At 58.5% G+C, this 17,745-nt stretch carries 16 protein-coding genes, 5 tRNA genes and 2 pseudogenes; 19 read left to right on the forward strand and 4 right to left on the reverse strand.

All coding sequences use genetic code 11. The annotated features are described in order from the left end of the window. The first annotated feature begins 100 nt into the window (after nt 1–100). The 6 genes from OMP40_RS08915 (at nt 101) to OMP40_RS08940 (ending at nt 6,994) form a co-directional block, all read left to right on the forward strand. Complete coding sequence (locus OMP40_RS08915) at nt 101–1,801, forward strand: heparinase II/III domain-containing protein (RefSeq protein ID WP_277530771.1); 1,701 nt, start codon at nt 101–103, stop codon at nt 1,799–1,801. 208 nt (nt 1,802–2,009) lie between these two features. Then, nucleotides 2,010–2,741 (forward strand): hypothetical protein, encoded by a 732-nt coding sequence (locus OMP40_RS08920; RefSeq protein ID WP_277530774.1) that lies wholly within the window; start codon nt 2,010–2,012, stop codon nt 2,739–2,741. 74 nt (nt 2,742–2,815) lie between these two features. After that, the gene (locus OMP40_RS08925; protein WP_277530777.1) at nt 2,816–3,151 is read left to right on the forward strand and encodes a peptidylprolyl isomerase; all 336 of its coding nucleotides are present in this window, start codon (nt 2,816–2,818) and stop codon (nt 3,149–3,151) included. A gap of 137 nt (nt 3,152–3,288) precedes the next feature. After that, complete coding sequence (locus tag OMP40_RS08930; RefSeq protein ID WP_277530778.1) at nt 3,289–5,817, forward strand: family 16 glycoside hydrolase; 2,529 nt, start codon at nt 3,289–3,291, stop codon at nt 5,815–5,817. Nucleotides 5,818–6,284: 467 nt separating this feature from the next. Then, nucleotides 6,285–6,464 carry a hypothetical protein gene (locus OMP40_RS08935; protein WP_277530780.1) on the forward strand — a complete coding sequence of 60 codons (180 nt, stop codon included), beginning with the start codon at nt 6,285–6,287 and terminating at the stop codon, nt 6,462–6,464. 113 nt (nt 6,465–6,577) lie between these two features. Further along, nucleotides 6,578–6,994 (forward strand): organic hydroperoxide resistance protein, encoded by a 417-nt coding sequence (locus tag OMP40_RS08940; protein WP_277530782.1) that lies wholly within the window; start codon nt 6,578–6,580, stop codon nt 6,992–6,994. An 82-nt stretch (nt 6,995–7,076) separates the two neighbouring features. Here the strand turns inward: OMP40_RS08940 and OMP40_RS08945 are convergent, their stop codons facing one another. Further along, nucleotides 7,077–7,244: a hypothetical protein gene (locus OMP40_RS08945; RefSeq protein WP_277530784.1), complete on the reverse strand. Its 168-nt coding sequence runs from the start codon at nt 7,242–7,244 to the stop codon at nt 7,077–7,079. Nucleotides 7,245–7,333: 89 nt separating this feature from the next. Here OMP40_RS08945 and msrA point away from each other — a divergent pair, with 89 nt between their 5' ends. The 5 genes and pseudogenes from msrA to OMP40_RS08970 all read left to right on the forward strand — a co-directional run bounded on the left by msrA (nt 7,334) and on the right by OMP40_RS08970 (nt 11,294). Further along, nucleotides 7,334–7,963, forward strand: a complete 630-nt coding sequence (gene msrA, locus OMP40_RS08950; protein ID WP_277530785.1) for a peptide-methionine (S)-S-oxide reductase MsrA — start codon at nt 7,334–7,336, stop codon at nt 7,961–7,963. 69 nt (nt 7,964–8,032) lie between these two features. Further along, nucleotides 8,033–9,483 (forward strand): annotated as a pseudogene (locus OMP40_RS08955) (DEAD/DEAH box helicase). A 213-nt stretch (nt 9,484–9,696) separates the two neighbouring features. Next, entirely contained in the window at nt 9,697–9,963 is a 267-nt protein-coding gene (locus OMP40_RS08960; protein ID WP_277530787.1) for a hypothetical protein, read from the forward strand. A 69-nt stretch (nt 9,964–10,032) separates the two neighbouring features. Beyond that, on the forward strand, nt 10,033–10,347 hold the full coding sequence (locus OMP40_RS08965; protein ID WP_277530788.1) for a retropepsin-like aspartic protease: 315 nt from the start codon (nt 10,033–10,035) through the stop codon (nt 10,345–10,347). A gap of 101 nt (nt 10,348–10,448) precedes the next feature. Continuing rightward, nucleotides 10,449–11,294: a hypothetical protein gene (locus tag OMP40_RS08970; protein WP_277530790.1), complete on the forward strand. Its 846-nt coding sequence runs from the start codon at nt 10,449–10,451 to the stop codon at nt 11,292–11,294. 19 nt (nt 11,295–11,313) lie between these two features. Here OMP40_RS08970 and OMP40_RS39860 read toward each other — a convergent pair whose 3' ends face one another. The 3 genes and pseudogenes from OMP40_RS39860 to OMP40_RS08980 form a co-directional block, all read right to left on the reverse strand. Beyond that, nucleotides 11,314–11,526 (reverse strand): hypothetical protein, encoded by a 213-nt coding sequence (locus tag OMP40_RS39860; protein ID WP_420871912.1) that lies wholly within the window; start codon nt 11,524–11,526, stop codon nt 11,314–11,316. Nucleotides 11,527–11,554: 28 nt separating this feature from the next. Next, nucleotides 11,555–12,160 carry a hypothetical protein gene (locus OMP40_RS08975; RefSeq protein WP_338131068.1) on the reverse strand — a complete coding sequence of 202 codons (606 nt, stop codon included), beginning with the start codon at nt 12,158–12,160 and terminating at the stop codon, nt 11,555–11,557. After that, nucleotides 12,135–13,449: pseudogene (locus tag OMP40_RS08980) on the reverse strand (helix-turn-helix transcriptional regulator). Before OMP40_RS08980 ends, OMP40_RS08975 begins: the two are co-directional and overlap by 26 nt. 797 nt (nt 13,450–14,246) lie before the next feature. Here OMP40_RS08980 and OMP40_RS08985 point away from each other — a divergent pair. The 8 genes from OMP40_RS08985 to OMP40_RS09020 all read left to right on the forward strand — a co-directional run bounded on the left by OMP40_RS08985 (nt 14,247) and on the right by OMP40_RS09020 (nt 17,615). After that, nucleotides 14,247–14,321, forward strand: a tRNA-His gene (locus OMP40_RS08985). 5 nt (nt 14,322–14,326) lie between these two features. Next, nucleotides 14,327–14,400, forward strand: a tRNA-Gln gene (locus OMP40_RS08990). 23 nt (nt 14,401–14,423) lie between these two features. After that, nucleotides 14,424–14,501, forward strand: a tRNA-Glu gene (locus OMP40_RS08995). A 7-nt stretch (nt 14,502–14,508) separates the two neighbouring features. Continuing rightward, nucleotides 14,509–14,584, forward strand: a tRNA-Asn gene (locus tag OMP40_RS09000). A 71-nt stretch (nt 14,585–14,655) separates the two neighbouring features. Next, the gene (locus OMP40_RS09005; RefSeq protein WP_277530792.1) at nt 14,656–15,231 is read left to right on the forward strand and encodes a ribonuclease H-like YkuK family protein; all 576 of its coding nucleotides are present in this window, start codon (nt 14,656–14,658) and stop codon (nt 15,229–15,231) included. 144 nt (nt 15,232–15,375) lie between these two features. Next, a tRNA-Ser gene (locus OMP40_RS09010) sits at nt 15,376–15,444 on the forward strand. A gap of 236 nt (nt 15,445–15,680) precedes the next feature. Then, a complete protein-coding gene (locus tag OMP40_RS09015) occupies nt 15,681–17,135 on the forward strand; it encodes a TROVE domain-containing protein (RefSeq protein ID WP_277530793.1) in 1,455 nt (484 codons plus the stop codon). A gap of 18 nt (nt 17,136–17,153) precedes the next feature. Continuing rightward, nucleotides 17,154–17,615, forward strand: coding sequence for a DIP1984 family protein (locus OMP40_RS09020; RefSeq protein WP_277530794.1), 462 nt, complete (start codon nt 17,154–17,156; stop codon nt 17,613–17,615). Nucleotides 17,616–17,745 lie beyond the last annotated feature (130 nt).

Below are 17,745 nucleotides of genomic sequence, written 5' to 3' on the forward strand. Positions count from 1 at the left end.
CAAACTAAGGTTAATCAAACCGGATACGAAGAAACGGAAGGTTGGCGGGGCGCTTCGAGAGGTTCTGCCAACCTTCTTCCGTTCAGGGAGGCTACGCGTCATGAAGCTCACTTCATTCATCTCGTCGGAGGATGTCGCCGCTCATATTTTGAGTCGTGACATGACGGGACGCCTGGTTCCCGCATGGGAGAACCGCGACGCTTGGGGGCTTATGCCCGAGGAGCCGCGTCAGGCGTGGATCCGCGCGGCGGAGCGGCATATCGGCGCGGATCTGCCGACGCTTCGCGCCTCCGCGTTCATGGCCTATTTCACCGAAGGCAGCCGGACGCGGTACGAGACCATTGACGCGGCCAGACGAAGCGCGCTGTGCACGCTGCTGATCGCCGAATGTCTGGAGGGCCGGGAGAGATTCGTCCCGGACATCGTCGATCTCGTATGGCTCCTCTGCGAGCAGACGACCTGGTGCAGCCCGGCGCATCATTATTTGTCCCGCGACCCGGCGCAAGTCCTCTCCAACGTGGAGGAGCCTTTGTTCGACCTGATGGCGGGCGAGACGGCGGCGACTTTGGCCTGGACCTCGTTCTTGCTCCGCGGGCCGCTCGACCGCGTGTCTCCGCTCATCCGCGCGCGCATTCGTCTCGAGATCGACCGCAGGATCGTGACGCCCTACCTGGACCGCAGCGACTTCTGGTGGATGGGCTTCGGGGAGCGGGAGCCGAACAACTGGAACCCCTGGTGCAACGGCAACCTGCTCGCCGTGGCGCTGCTGCAGGAGATGGCCCCGGATCGTAGGGCCGCAGTCCTCTCCAAGCTGCTGCGCAGCCTGGACCGATACCTGGATGTTCAGCACGAGGATGGCGGCTGCGACGAGGGCACGACCTATTGGGGACGGGCGGCCGGCATGCTGCTGGTTAATCTGGAGCTGCTGTACCGGGCGTCGGGCGGCGCGCTTCAGGTATACGATCAGCCGCTCATCCGGAAGCTGGGACAGTTCGTCTATCGCATGTATGTCGGCGGGCCTTATTTCGTGAATTTCGCCGACGGCGCCGCGATGCCTGCGCCCGATTACGGCCTGATTTATTTATACGGCCAGAGAATCAAGGACGATCGGCTGCGGGCTTTGGGGCAGTTGGGGATGGTTTCGTACCGGGTGCCATCCGAGGGTATCGTCTCTGTATTTCAGGAACTGATCGGCCTCGCCGCTCATGCGGACAGCCGAAGGGAGGAAGCGCCGAGCCCGCCGCTGGTTCAAGACGGCTGGCTGCCCGATCTGCAGGCGATGACGGCCAGGGAGCGGGAGGGATCGACGCGCGGCTTGTATCTGGCGGCCAAGGGCGGGCACAACGACGAAAGCCACAATCATAACGACATCGGCCACTACGTCGTGTATGCGGACGGCAGGCCTTATCTGATCGACATCGGCGTGGAGACGTATACCGCGAAGACGTTCAGCCCAGAGCGCTACGAGATCTGGACGATGCAGTCGGCCTATCACAGCTTGCCGGTCGTCAACGGCTTCGGGCAAAAGGAAGGGCGCGACTACCGGGCGGGCGAGGCGGCGTATGAACGAAGCGAAACGACGGTGCGATTCGGACTCGATCTGGCGGGCGCTTACCCCGCGGAAGCCGGAGTGAAGGCTTGGCGCCGAAGCTGGCTGTTCGAGCGGGCGGAGGGAAGGGCTGCGGCGATCACGCTGCGGGAGCAATGCGAGCTGGCGGAACCGAGCCGAGCCGTCAGGCTCCATATGATTAGCTGCCGTCGTCCTGAAGATCGCGCGCGAGGGGCGAATGCTTCTGCCTGACGGGGGAGGGCGGAGCGCTCGCGATCGAATACGAGCCGGGACGGTGGGACGTCGCGTTCGAACGCATCGAAGTCGCCGACGCGCAGTTAAGGCGAGTATGGGGCGAGGCGTTGTACCGCATCGCCTTTATCGCAGCCGGCGAGGTCGAACGCGGAGATTGGACGTTCCGAATGACCGCGGCCGATAGCGAAGGCGAAGGCGGTGCCGCATGAAGAGATCGTACGGCCTGAAGAGATCGTACGGCCTGAAGAGATCGTACGGCCTCGCGGCGGTTTTGTCAGGAGGGCTCGCGCTCGTGACCCTGATCTTTTTCGCAGGCCGTCTCCCTGCGCTGTCAGGGAGCGGGGCCGCCGCGCCGCACGCCGCCGCGATGGGCTACATCGACGGTATCCCGGTGGATCAGAGGGAGTTCAGTCTGGTGCTGGATCAGGTCAAGGCGCAGGTCGCGAGCTACTTTAAGACGACGTACGACGCGGATGCGGCGCCGTCTTTTTGGGATACCTCCTATCAAGGCGAGGTCCCGATCGAAAAGGCGAAGCAGACGGCGCTGGCGCAGATCAAGCGCGTCAAGGTCGTGCAGCGACTGGCCAGTCAAAACGGGCTGTTGGACGACCTTTCCTATGCCGCTTTTCTCGAAAAATGGGCGAAGGAGAACCGCAGAAGAGCGGAGGCGGTCAAGCGCAACGAGGTCATCTACGGCCCGCGGCAGTACGACGAGCGGGGCTACTATACGTATCTCCATACGAATCTGGAGCTGAAGCTCAAACAGCTGCTCTACGAGCGGGAAGACCTCTTGCCCGAACAAGCGGCGAGGGACGCCTACGAGCGGTGGAAAGATGCGTCCTACGCCGAAGTCGGCGAGATCAAGACGTACAAGGTCGACATTCCGATCCGGGACGCGTCAGGGGGAGACCGGCGATCCGGACAAGCAGGCGGTTAAAGCCAAGATCGAGCAGGTCAAGCGGCGCCTGGAGCTGGGGGGAAGACCCTGCGGCTATCGGACGGTCGCTGGCGATGGACGCCGAATCCGGCTGGAAGGCAAGCGCGTTTGTCGTAAACGAAGATACCCTGCGCAGCAGAGACCTGCATACGCCGGACCAACTGGCGATCGAAGAAGCGATGAAGCTGCCGGAGAACGGCGTCAGCGAAGTTTTTGCGGACGGGGACCGCTTGGTCGTGCTCAAATGCGTGGCGCGAAAAGGAGGTGGTTACCGGCCGTTCAACGACGTCAAGGAAGACGTGAGACGCCGCCTGTTCGAAGAAAAGTTCGACACGGAGGTGGAGCGTTTGGCTGCGGAAGCGAAAGTTACGCTGGAGGAAAACGTGTACCGCGCCATTCGGCTTCAATAAAGCAGCTGCGCATGCGTGCGCCAATTTATGAAAACGCTTAATCAGAGCGCGAGGAGGACAATAAGAGATGAGAGTTTTGAAAAACAAGCGTTCGTGGCTGTCCCTCTTTTTTAAGTTTTATGCTGATGTCGAGCGGTATGCTGTCGATCCCTTCGCTGGCGACGAAGACCTACGCCAACAACGCGACTTATTATGTCGATTCGGTCGGCGGCAGCGACGGCAACAGCGGGCTGAGCGAAAGCTCGGCCTGGCAATCGCTGGCCAAGGTGAACGGCACGACGTTCCAGCCGGGCGACAAGATCTTGTTCAAAGCCGGCTCCGTCTGGTCCGGACAGCTGCACCCGCTCGGCTCCGGCACTTCCGGCGCGCCGATCGTCATCGACAAGTATGGCAGCGGCGGCAGGCCCATCATTAACGGCAACGGCCTGATCGGCGCCACGGTTTATTTCTACAACCAGCAGTATTGGGAAGTCAACAATCTGGAAATTACGAATTCGGCGACGGCGGAGGGCGAACGGTACGGGATCAAGGTAGAGGCGCAAGACGTCGGGACGTACAACCACTTTTACATCCAGAACAATTATGTCCATGACGTGAAAGGGACGAACAGCGACGCGCTCAAAGCGACCGGGGGAATCCTCGTGCTCGTCACGGGGACGGCGGTGCGCTCGAAGTGGAACGACGTGCGAATCGACGGCAACACCGTCGAGCGCGTCGACCGTACCGGGATCAACAGCGCGAGCTCGTGGGGCAACAATGACAATACCGGCAGCTTCGAGCCTTTTACGAACCTGGTGATCAGCAACAATACGCTGAACGATATCGGCGGGGACGGCATCGTGATGCGCGCTTCGATCAACGGTCTTATCCAATACAACGTGGTGAACGCCGCGCACAACCGGGACACGCACTACGACGTGGCGATCTGGGCGATTAACAGCACGAATCCGGTCATGCAATACAACGAAGCTTATAATACGAAAACGACGAACGACGGCCAGGGCTTCGACTGCGACTACAACCTGAGCGGCTGCACCGTGCAATACAACTACAGCCACGACAACGAAGGCGGCTTCCTGCTGATCATGGGCGTCGGCGCGATCCGCAACGTCGACATGGTCGTCAGGTACAACATCAGCCAGAACGACCGGGCGCGCACGTTCCAGTTCAGCGACAGCTACACGCCCCTGAACGCCAGTATTTACAACAACACGATCTATGTCGGATCCGGCTTGACGACGAGCATCGTATACGGACTCGGGGGCAGCAATCCGCTGTCGTTCAAAAACAACATTGTGTACAACCTTGGCAGCGGCGGTTATACGGTCAAAGGGAACGACGTGTACGACTACAATGTGTTCTACGGCAATCATCCGGCCAGCGAACCGAGCGATCCCCACAAGCTCACGAGCGATCCGATGTTCGTCACGGCGGGAAGCGGAGGGACGGGGCGGAATACGGTTGACGGGTACAAGCTTGTCGCGGGATCGCCGGCTCTCGGATCGGGCGTCCTGATCGGCGGCAACGGAGGGAAGGACTACTGGGGCAATGCCGTGTCTTCCGCCGGCGCGCCGAACCGGGGCGCATACAATGGGGCGGGCATCCCTGCGGGCGGCGCCAACCTGACTTTGCTGAGCGACAACTTCGAAACGGGCGCCGCGACGGGATGGAGCGCTTCGGGCGGAACGTGGAACGTCGTCACGGACGGATCGAAGGTTTACAACCAATCGAGCACCGCCGCTGCCGGCGTGACGGCCTACAGCGGACAGAGTGCCTGGCAGAATTATGCGGTATCCGCCAAAGTGAAGGCCGACGCCTTCGACAGCACCAACTATGCGGGAGTTGGCCTCGTCGCCAGGCGCGTCGACGATAACAACTATTACGTGTTCATGTACTATAAATTGAACAATACGTTAAAAATCGCCAAGGTGTCCGGCGGCACGGCCACCGATCTGGTGACGATGCCGTTCAGTCTGAGCACGGGAACGTGGTACGACTTCAAGGCGGTCGTGAATGGCAGCGCGCTCGAACTTTGGGTGAACGGGGTCAAGCAGCTGTCGGCGACCGATACGAGCATCGGCGCCGGTCAGGCCGGCCTGTACGCGCACCGGGCCAATGCGAAGTTCGACGACGTCAAGGCGGCGCCGATCTTCGGCGAAGACTTCGAATCGGGATATGCGGCAGGCTGGGCGCTAAGCGGCGGCACCTGGAGCGTGGCGACGGACGGAACCAAGGTTTACAACCAATCCAGCACGTCGGCCGCGAGCGCGATCGCCTATGCCGGGCAGAACACGCTGCAAAATTACGCGGTGTCGGCCAAAGTCAAAGCGGATGCGTTCGACAGCGGTAGTTATGCGGGCGTCGGGCTCGTGGCGAGAAGGGTAGACAGCAACAACTACTATGTGTTCATGTACTACAAATTAACGAACACGCTCAAGATCACCAAAGTAGCCGGGGGCGTCGCGACGGACTTGATCTCGACCGCGTATTCGCTTAACACGGGAACGTGGTACGACCTCAAGGCGGTCGTGAACGGCAGCACGCTGGAGCTCTGGGTGAACGGAACCAAACAGCTGACGACGACCGATACCGCGATCGCATCAGGTCAATTTGGCTTGTACGCGCACCGCGCCAACGCGAAGTTCGATCAAGTGATGCAGTATTGAATGTCTCCAGGCAGGTAGCGCCATCGACTCCATCCCTTGAGGATGGAGTTTTTTTTGCGTTTGAGCGGGAAGCAGAGAGCGGCGGATACGCCGTCACGCGCATGACGGTAATCATAGGGTCGGAATGATAGTTACCCCCCCATGTTATCAACGTTATCCACAGACTATCAACAATATGTGCACAGCTTTATGCACATGCGCACACGTGCCATTTTAGCGATCCGTTCTTGTAGGAGTGGTTTTCCTTCGATCGACCGCGCAACAGACCCGCAGTGATTTATCCCCATGTTGTGCACAGGTTGTGCACGAAGTTATGCACATGTGGACACGGCTCGCCAGTTTTTTCGGCCTCCCCATTCCTCGCCTTCCGGTCTGGTGATACAATGAATTGAAGTCGTGTCCTGGCAAGGCCGGCAATAAAGAAGCTTCGGCAGATGACGTAGAATTTGAGGAAGGGCGAGGTCAAGATGGCTGCGAATTGGTGGTTGGCTCTCATTATTATGGTGGTGTTCAACGGCATTCTGGTTTGGACCTTGATAACGGGGACAGAATCCGTGAGCCGCACAGCGAAAAAATGGCTTTTTATCGTGGTAAACGCTGTCGGGCTCATTCTCGCTGTTTCTCAATTTTTCTGGATGGATTTTTAGCAAGGCCCGATCGGATAAAAAATTCCCTTCCGCGTAACCTAGTGGGATGTCGAGGCAAGTCTGCCATGCAGCGCGCCGACGCATCGATATCGGACTATGCGGAGGGATAACGGGTGGAAAACCTATATACGGCAACCGTGACGGTCACGGGCGGACGCGAAGGCAAGCTGTCTTCGAGCGACGGCGTGCTTCAACTGGAGCTTCGCATGCCCAAGGAGCTGGGCGGCATGGGCGGGGCCGCGACGAACCCGGAGCAGCTGTTCGCCGCGGGCTACGCGGCATGCTTCGAGAGCGCGCTGAATCTGGTATGCCGCAGGCGAGAAGTCAAGTACGAAGGCACCGAAGTGACGGGCAGCGTCACGATCGGCAAGGACACGGACGGCGGCTTCGCCCTGGCAGTGGCGCTCGACGTGAAGCTGACGGGCGTCGAACGGTCGCTTGCCGAACAGCTGACCGCCGAGGCGCACCAGGTATGCCCTTATTCCAAGGCGACGCGGGGCAATATCGAAGTGAAGATTAACGTCGTTTAAGACGCGGCGCCTGGCAAACGCAAATAAGACACCGCGGCCTTTTGCGAGAAGGCGAACGGTGTCTTATTCTTTTTAAATAAGGTTATTGTCGGTCCGTATTCCGAGTGCCGCTAGCGGATTGGCCTTGTTCGAAGGCTTCTGCCGCTTCCTCCGCGGAAAACTCGGTATCGTCCTGACCGGGCACGGGCAGCTTGTTCAGCTCGGTCGTCTGGACCTCCGCCTTGGTCGGTTCGTTTTGGTTATTTGTCATGGGGCACCTCCTTGGACGATTTTGACAACCATTCCAGCATGCCACGTTTAGGTCCGGAATATGTGCGCCAGATGAGGGGGGCGGGATTTATGCAAGGAAATCAAACGATCACGCTTGGCATGGGCTGCTTCTGGTCTCCCGAAGCGTTGTTCGGCTCGTTGCCGGGCGTCGAGGAAACGCGCGTGGGATATGCGGGCGGCACGACCGGGCAGCCGACTTACCGCGAGATGGGGGACCACTCCGAGACGGTCGAGATCGTCTACGACGCCGAACTGATCTTGATCGATCGCCTGCTGGAGACGTTCTGGGATCATCATAATCCCGTTAATATTAACGGATATAAAGGAAGGCAGTATCAGTCTCTGCTGCTGTACCGCGACGAGCGTCAAGCGGAGGCGTTTAACCGGATGAAGAAGCGGATGGAAGCGGCCAAGGGGCATCCGTTGGAGACGGAGATCTTACCTTTTAAGGCGTTTTATGCGGCCGAGCCGCGTCACCAGAAGTATTATCTGAAAAGATATCCGGACGCCGCGGGCAAGCTGCGCGGGCTGTACGAATCGGAAGAAGCGTTCCTGCGCTCGACGCTGGCCGCGCGGCTTAACGGTGTGGCCAAAGGCTATGCGAACCTGGCGCCTGTCCTTCGGGAGATTCAAGCGTGGCCGATCCGTCCGGACGAGCGGGACGCCTTGATCGAGCGGGTCCGGCAGATTCGGTGGTAGTTGGTAAAGCATGGCGAATTATCGTATCATGAGGAACCGACACTCGCGGATATACGAAGGGGATTAACAATGAGCGAACCCAGCTTTAACGACTATACACTAAGCGACGACATACGCCGGGCTTTGGACAGCATGGGATACGCCAAGCCGACCGAAGTGCAAAGCAAAGTCATTCCGGTCGCGCTGCAGAAGAAGGATATGACCGTCAAGTCTCATACGGGCAGCGGGAAGACGGCCGCGTACGGGATTCCGATCTGCGAGCTGGTGGAATGGGAGGAGAACCGTCCGCAAGCTTTGATCCTGACGCCGACGCGCGAGCTGGCCGATCAGGTCAAGGAAGATATGATGAACATCGGCCGATTTAAACGGATCAAGGCGACCGCGATTTACGGCAAGCAGCCTTTTGCCAGGCAAAAGATTCAGTTGGCGCATAAAAACCATGTCGTCGTCGGCACGCCGGGCCGGGTCATGGATCACATCGAGAGAGACACGATCGACCTCGAGCAGGTGAGATATCTGGTCATCGATGAAGCCGACGAGATGCTGAGCATGGGATTCATCGAGCAGGTCGAGAAGATTATCCGCGAGCTGCCCAAGGATCGTATGACCCTGCTGTTCTCGGCGACGCTGCCCAAGGATGTCGAACGCCTGTGCCACAAGTATATGAAGCAGCCGCTCGATATTGAGATTCAGACGGCGGGCAGAACGACAAGCCAGATTGAGCATGCGCTCTACACGGTGAAGGACGACGACAAGCTGAACCTGCTCAGGGACGTCGCCACGGTCGAAAATCCGGACAGCTGCATTATTTTTTGCCGGACGCAGGTCAGGGTTGACGTCGTATTCAAGGAGCTGCACAAGCACGGATACCCCTGCGACCGAATCCACGGGGGCATGGAGCAGGACGATCGCTCCCAGGTCATGAACGCGTTCAAACGCGGGGGAGTTTCGATACCTGATCGCGACGGATGTCGCTGCGAGGGGCATCGACATCGACAATATCAGTCTCGTGATCAATTACGATTTTCCCCAGGAAAACGAGAGCTACGTGCATCGGACCGGCAGAACCGGACGAGCCGGCAACAGGGGCAAAGCGATCTCCTTCGCCACGCCGAACGAAGAAAAATTCGTGATCAATGCGGAGCGATACGTCGGATTTGAGATTCCGCGGAGAAACCATCCCTCCAAAGACGCGGTGGCGTATGCCCAAGCCTCGTTCGATGCGAAGATCAAGAACAAGGCGGAAGTCAAAAAAGGACAGGACGTCCCGATTGGACGAGGAGATCCTGAAGCTCTACTTCAACGGCGGGAAGAAAAAGAAAATCCGGGCGGTGGACTTCGTCGGCACGATCGCCAAGATCGAGGGCGTATCGGCGGAGGATATCGGGATCATCACGATAGAAGACAATGTGTCCTACGTGGATATTCTCAACGGCAAGGGCCGCCTGGTGTTGAATAAGATGCGGGAGACGACGATTAAAGGCAAGCTGCTGAAGGTTAGCGTAGCGAACAAGAAATAAAAGGGCGCAATCGGCTTCGCAGCCGATAAAATTTTTAGCTTTTCAAATGCGGACGAATATGATTTAATGTACTTAATATTTCCAGCGGTGAAGCACACCCTGGCAGGACGTCTGCGGACGTTTTGTCGGGGTGTTTTGTTTTGCCAAGGCGAGAAGGAGTGGGTTCCGGGTTAAGTCTGCTATGTTATAATACTGCTGACTCTGCGATCGGAGGTGTCCGACTTGCGATGGAATGAGGTTCAAGAGCGCTTCCCTAATGAATGGGTTGTATTCGAGGCAACGAAGGCCTATTCCAAGGAAGGGCAGCGTTATATTGAAGAAATGACCGTTATTGATGTATTTGAAGACTCTAGCAAGGCGCTAAAGCGTTACAGCGAGCTTCATCAGCAGGCTCCGCATCGCGAGTATTGCTTTTTTCATACCTCTCGTCCGGAAGTTGTGGCGAGAGAGCGATACATGGGGATTCGAGGTCCAAGATGAAGATAACCGAACGATACGGCCTTCCTTTTATTAACATGACGGTTATGTTTAGGGGGAAAGCCGTTAACGTTGAAGAGGGTATTGCTCGACACCGGTTCTGCCGGCACGCTCTTGAACGCGGATAGCGTACAACAAATAGGCATGGTGCCTGAACAAGACGATCTTGTGGATAGGATTCGCGGAATAGGCGGCGTAGAGTACGTTTTCACGAAAAACGCGGACTTTATTCGTGCAGGCGGATCGACAATAAGAGATTTCCAAGTCGAGATTGGAAACATGGACTATGGTTTGGAGATTGACGGTATTTTAGGTTTTAACTTTTTAAAGCAAGCAGGGGCTGTGATTAATTCCCGAACCATGAAGCTAAGCATTAGCGTAATGTAAGTTTTTAAATCCCAGCGGTGAAGCACACCCTGGCAGGACGTCTGCGGACGTTTTGTCGGGGTGTTTTGTTTTGCCGGGACATTTTAAGGAGGCGTATTGGCATGAAGCAGGCAAGATTGTATGATCAGCCGGAACAGTTCGCGGAGATGATGAAGCGTCATTTGGCGGAAAGTCTGCAGATCGACGTCAGATTGACGGAGGGAGAGCCGCTGCTGCTGGAGATGGACGACAAGATCGGCAAGTCGCAGGTCAGCTTGCACGATACGTATCGCACGTACATGGCAGGCGGCGATCTGAATGCGGCCGTGGACTACCTGAACGATATCGTCCGCAGTTCGAGGATCGCATGCGAAAAGAAGGACGAGGTCGCCATTCTCGATCCCGATTATATATATCCCGCGCTGCGGGACGAGGCATACGCGGAGGCCACCCGGAAGCAGGCGGGCGGATTGTCGGCGGAGCGACTGCCTGGCCTGCGGGAGATGTATATTGAGATCAAAGACGAGCTGACGAAAGTCATCACCGCAGGCATGCTGGAGTTGAACCCGGACCTGCGCGAGGATGAGCTGAGGAAGATCGCTTACCGGAATCTCCGGCGGGCGGGCTGGCAGGAGCCGCGAATGAGATTGCCGACGCTGTTGGACACTTGCAGGCTAGAAGTGTACATGCACGATACGCATCCGGCGGAGTGTCAGTTTTTGGATCCCGAGTTAAACAAGCGGCTCGGGCGCAATCCGTATCTGGTCGCGTTTACGAACCGCAAGACGGTCATGGTTCTGCGCGCGGACGAGGAGATGGAGACGCTCCGACAGGCGCAGCGACTGGCGGAAGAATCCGGGTTTAGGACGATGGCCAAGCGCAGTGTGGCGCTTATGCCGAGCCCGGTGTCGGACCGCATCTATTGGGTTCGGGACGGTAAAGCCGGTCTGCTGCCGCCTCGGAAGTAAGGCGACTTCTTCGGCCGGGTCAAGATGCGGAGTCGGCATCTTGAGGAGGCTGCGGGGCTTGCTGCGGCTCGGTCGTTTCCTCGTATCTGGCCAGCGTCCAAGCCGCCGACTCCCGCATGCGCCGGCGCAGCTGATCGCCTTCGACGATACGAACCCGGCGTCCGAGGAAGCGGATCTTGGACAGCAGGAATTCGCTCTCGTCGGCTAGGCAGGATACCCGTATGCGGTACAAGTCCAGGTCCTCATCGTAGCTGACGGTCTTATCGAAGCAGGAGAAGGCGTAGAGGATCCGGGATAGCTCCGCGTTGTATTCGCGGACGATCTCGATCACCGCGGGGGGTCCGGCGCTCCTCGAGGAGTGCGAATGCCCGGCTTCGCAAGGCCTCGAAGCGCTCCGGCGGAAGCGGGAGGGGCTTCGCGGATACGATATGCTGCAGCTTGCTCGACATGAGGCCGCGGGCATTGTACCAGAGAAGGTACCACTCCCGCTTGACCATATTGTATTCCAGCTTGACGGGCAGTCCGTTCTGATTGGCCTGGACGCCGCCGTGCTTGAGCCTCGTCGTGAGCCTGATTCCGCTGCCCTCCTGAATCATGCGGCGCAGCGGACGGAGCAGGGGATGATAGACCTGTCTTTCCCGGCTTTTGGCTTTTTGCATGATATATTCGCGGCTGTCGATGGTAGCCTCATTCCGCAGCAGATCGCGTAGCCGTGACAACGTTCCCTCTGCGAACGCGTCGTCCGACGCCGGATGCTCGAGCATTGTTTTCAGCCATGAACGCTCGTGGGTCGTGAGGGCGATCGAATCCGCTTCGTCCAGACGCGACAGAATCTGATAATTAAAGATTTTCTCGAACGGGTTCATAGTAGGCCTGAATCTCCTTCCATTCGGCGATCAGCTCCCGGCGCAGCCATGCGGGCTCCAGAACTTCGCAGCTCGAGCCGAAGCTGCGCAGCCACGGCTTGATCTCGTAAATGCCGTTGACCTCGATCTCATAGAGGAAGGTCGTGTCCGACTCGTCCGTCAAGACGCCCCATTGGCCTTGGGCCTCGACGCGTTCGCGTACGAAGTTCGCGCCCGCCCGTCCCGGGTTGTAGAATCGCGCCCGGATCTTCACGCGCCGGTGCGAGTCCGTCACCCAGCTGTGTTCGAGCTCCTGTTCGACGGCCTCCAGGCGCCGGCCGAAGGTTTCCGCGTCTACGGCCTCTCCCATCTCGATCTGGGTGATGCCCTCCAGGCGATACTTCATGGTGCCGAGCCGGGGGCTGTGTCCGATCAGATACCAGCGGCCGTATTGATGGTCGTAAACGACGCGAAGCGGCAGCGTCGTCTCCACGCGACCCTCCGTCTCGCGCTCGAACAGAGGGTTCGTGTTTTTAGAGGCATAGTTCTTGCCTTTTTTTTGGCGACAGGTAGAGGAAGGTCAGCTTGCGGTGCTCCCTGATCGCCTCGAATATCGTATACAGATGCGCCTCGTCGAGAATGCGCGTGTGATAGTGATATTTGTACAGATGAACGTCGAAGGTCTCGGGTCCGTAGCCGCGTCTTGTCAGCGCCTTCTTCAGCGTATCTCGCAGCAGATAGCCCTGTACGGCAGGCACCTGCGTGTTCGCCATTACATCGACATAGTCGTAAAGGTCAAGGAGTTCCTCGTCCGACAGCCGATCGATGAGATCGATATCGGCGCGGTATCTGTACGGCCGACCGCCGTCCAGGCGGCGGATAACGCCGACCTCCTCCAGATACTTGAGATCCCCGCGAACGGTCTTCTCGTCGGGGCAAGCATACTCGGACGGCATGCTGTCGCTGCAGGCGTTCAGCAGTTCTTTGGCGGTCATTGCTTCGCCCTGCATCAAGCCGATCAGGACCGCGAGCCGGACGCTTTCCGAATCCTTCAGCGACTTGGACCTGAAAAGAAACAGCAGCAGCGGGTCCGCGGATTCGTAATGGTTGTAGCGCAGACCTTCGGCCAGGTCCTCGGCTGCTTCCGAGGACAGCACCGTTCGCATGTCCTTGATATAGCGCAGCGTCTTGTCGTACGTATGCACGGAGATGCCAAGCCGGTCGGCGAATTGCTGCCTGCTGTAGGCTCCGCCCGCCAGAGCGAGCATGCGAAGAAATTGAACCTCTTTATCGAAGCTTTCCCGCGCCATGCGCACACCTCCTGTCAATCTTTGTACCATTGTATCAAGCAAAAAGGCAGGAGAATATGGAAACTTTTTGCGCGTTGCCATACTTTCGCCCTGTTCGATCGATGGGAATGCTGCGAAAATCAGGTTGTGAAGCCGAGCCGGAAGGCATCGGGGGTCACGAGATCATGGAGGCGCAAGGAAGGGTTACTTCGTCCAAATGGCTTTAGGTTAGGATCGACACCCTAACCGCTTCGATCCAAAACCGGATCGAGGCAGCGAACCTTTCCAACCCATTTCCTCCATGATATCATTCATGCAGTTTATGGTTGACAGCGTTAAACGCCCGATGCCAGGATTACCAGCAACATACTGAATTGGAGAAAGGAGTGCGGAACATGCGCAATACGAATTTTATCTATGAACGTCCGGATCATCGCAGCCCGATGTCCCAGATTAAAGGCGGCCAGCGAGAGATAAGCTTATTCAACCCGCATCATCTGTATCTCCAATCTCATATCGGCATTCTTTACAGGCGCAGACCCGCTTCGGTTCGTCGGTTGTTTTCTACAGCCTGACGCCGCCGGCGACGGCATACATATGCGTACCCGTGAAGACTGCTTGTAGCCGAGCGGTCTTTTTCTATGGCTGAATGCAGCCTTAGAGGAAGATCCGAGGGCGACAGGGGTCTTTTTTTCATACCTAAACGGCCCCTGCAAAGTACATACCGCGTCAAGCGATATTAAAACGAGGAAAGGAGGCGGCGCGCTCCTGCCATCAGGCAGGAGCGGGGCCGATCACAACAATCGCATTCCCTTATGGAGACCATGGCGAAAAGGCGAACGCAGCGGACTGTGAATCCGCCAGTACCGGTTCGAGTCTGGTTGGTCTCCCCATACGATGCCCGGTAGCCAAGCGGCAAGGCAGATGACTTTGAATCATCCACCGCAGGTTCGAATCCTGCCCGGGCAGCCATTCGATTGACTTTGAACCGCCGCGGCGTGGTGGTGAAACTGGATGAACACACGGGCCTTTCACGTCCGGATCTGCGGGTTCGAGCCCCGTCCACGCCTCCAAATCCATAGGGTTGTAGCTCAGCAGGTAGAGCGCCCGACTGTTAATCGGACGGTCGCAGGTTCGAGCCCTGCCAACCCTGCCAATACGACAAATCAGAAAGGAAGAAGCCGCCTTGCGCTACAGGTGACACTTATGAAAAGACATGTATACCCCATGCTTCACGAGCAAGTCTTCCGCAATCTTTCCGAACAAAATCTGCCGCTGGACGAGGTGTTCGTCCGCATCCGAGGCTTCATGGAGCGCGATCCGCGCGCATCCTATCAGCTCGTCGTCGGGACGGACGCGCAGGTGCATGCCGGACATACGAAGTTCGTAACGTCCGTCGTCATCCTCCGCCCGGGCCGGGGCGCCTGGTTCTGCTACCGACAGGTGATCGTCCCGCGGGAGCTCCGGTCGCTGCGAGAAAAGCTGAGCCTCGAAACGACTTACAGCCAGGAGATCGCAGCTTACTTCGATGCCGGGAAAAGGGCGGTGCTGGAGGATATTCTTCTGCCCTATGCCTATCACGGCGCAAGCCTGGCGATGTTCGTCGATATCGACGCAGGTACCGACGCGAGGCGCAACCGGACGTCGGTAATGGTCGCGGAGCTGGTTGGAAGAATTGAAGCGATGGGGCTGTCGGCCCGAGTGAAACCGGAGGCGATCGCGGCTTCTTCCGTTTCCAATCGCTATACGAAAACGCCATACAGAGGCTCCTTAGCTTCAAAAACGGCATCGAATTTCGGATAAATTTTACAAGTCGTCATACTTGCGCCATGTTCGCAGCAGCGGATGTGCGCGATGATAAGAGCAAGCAGCCGACGCCGAAAAAGCGGGGCACAATGCAAGATGTAAATGCAAAATGAACAGATCAGTTTTCGACGTTCGTTCGTTGAGGCGCATGGAAGGGCTACTTCGACTTTTAATCGGCTTGTCGTTGGTTCGAATCCAACTCCCGCTTCGGCAGGATAGCTCAGACGGTAGAGCAGCATGCCTTTCCGACCTTTTCCTCAACGATGCAGCACGACAAACGGAGCGAGGCGAACGAGAGGGATACTTCGATATAAGGGACGGACGTGGCCATACGCTGGCCTTCCGCGAACCTTCTCGGCCATGTTCCTCGCTCCGCTCTCTTTTAAGGAGGTCAATTCCCATGAGTTTCGCTAAAAAAGCTGTTCTCGGCCGTCAGGCCGACGACATTGAACCTGGATGGCTATCCGGCTTACGAACGTTCCGCCGAGGAGCGGTACGTGCAGACGCTGGTCACCAATACGATGGGCAACACGTTTTACGCAGACGGTCAGTCGCTGCTGATCGAAGCCGAAGCGCTCCATCGCGAGATGGCGCAGCGCGATCCGCAGTTCATGGCCAAGGCGCTCGTCTATGCGCGGGGCGAAGGCTACATGCGGCTTCAGCCGCTCTACGGCCTCGCGATCCTGTCGGCGTACCGGCCCGACCTGTTCGCGAGGATCTTCCTTAAGGTCGTGCAGATTCCGTCCGACCTGTCCGACTTCCTGACGATCCTCCAGGGGATGGGCCGGGGGGAGGGCGGCCGGGCCGTGAAGCGGCAAGTGAACCGGTTTCTGGCCGGCGTATCCGAATACTGGGCCGTCAAGTACAACGGCCGGGGCCGGGGCTACAGCCTCGGCGACGCGATCGCGACGGCGCACCCGAAGCCGGCGGACCTGAAGCAGCAGGCGCTCTACCGGTACCTGCGGGGCCAGGAGGCGAACCTGTCGCTGCTGCCGCAGGTCCATGCGCTGGAGCAGCTCAAGCAAGCGACGTCCGAGGCCGAGCGGCTGTACTGGATCGAGACGGGCAAGCTGCCGCACGAGGTCGTCACGGGCGCGGTGAAGCCGACCAAGGCGATCTGGGAAGCGCTGATCGGCCAGATGCCGACGTTCGCGCTGCTCCGTCATCTGAACGCGCTTGAGCGGGCCGGGGTGCTGGAGGAGCGGCACAACTTGCAGGCGGTGACCGATCGGCTAACCGACCGGCGCGCGCTTGCCAAGGCGAGGATTCTGCCGTTCCGGTTCGCCAAGGCGTTCCGGCAGGTGGAGCATCCGGTTCTGCGTGACGCGCTGCGGGACGCGGCGGAGTATACGTTTGAGCATCTGCCGGATCTCGAAGGCCGTACGGCGATCTTCCTCGACATCTCGGGCTCGATGACCGGCGACTACCTGCAGATCGGCTCGGTGTTCGCGTTGGCGCTGTACAAGAAGACGGAAGGCGACTCCCTGTTCTGGCTGTTCGACACCGTCGCCGAGGATGCGAAGCCTTCGCGCAGGGACAGCATCCTGTCGCAGGCGGAGCGCATCCGGACGCGAGGCGGCACGGATACGGGCGCGCCGGTGCGCAAGCTGCTGGCAAAGCGGCACAAGGTCGAGCAGATCGTCATCATCACGGACGAACAGCAAAATGCGGGCAGTCCGTTCTACGAAGCGCTGGCGAAGTACAGGGCGAAGGTGAACCCCGGCGTCAAGGCGTTTATCGTCGACGTCTCGCCTTACCGTGGCGCGATGGTGCCACAGCAGGATCCCGGTACGTTCTATATCTACGGCTGGAGTGACACGGTGCTGAGCTACATCGCGCAGTCGGCCAGGGGCTACGGCTCCATGGTCGAACGGATCGAAGCGATCGATATCGATAACTAGAGGAAGAGGTGCTTAAAAATGAAGCTGGCAGAGGCGCTGGTCCGCAGGGCGGACAGCCAGAAAAAAATCGCGCAGCTGCGGCAGCGGCTGGAGCGGGTCGTGAAGGTACAAGAGGGCGAAACGCCCGCGGAGGACCCAACCCTGCTGCTGGCGGAGCTGGAGCAGACGCTCGCCGAGCAGACGTCTTGGGTGCGCAAGATCAACAAGACGAATGCGGCGACGCCGTTTAACGCGGAGCTGAGCATCTCGGACGCGCTGGCGGAGCGGGACCGTCTCATGCAGCATCGCAAGCTGCTCGCCGGTCTGCTTGAGCAGGCGTCGATCAAGCAGGACCGATTCAGCCGTTCGGAGGTCCGATTCGAGCGGACGGTGGACGTCGTGCAGCTTCAAGCTCGCGTGGATGCGCTGTCCAAAGCCTACCGGGAGATGGATTTTCGCATTCAAGAGATGAACTGGACGACGGAACTCATCGAGACGTAGCTGCGAAGGTAGTCCGAATCAGCCGAGGCGTGCACAACCCGCCAACGGGGAACGTTGGACTTGAGCGGACACGGGGGCCATGTCCAACCTATCAATCATGAGCCCAGCAAGGTGACGCGCGTAACGTGCA

The organism is Cohnella rhizosphaerae, from assembly GCF_029525575.1.
Taxonomy (GTDB): domain Bacteria; phylum Bacillota; class Bacilli; order Paenibacillales; family Paenibacillaceae; genus Cohnella; species Cohnella rhizosphaerae.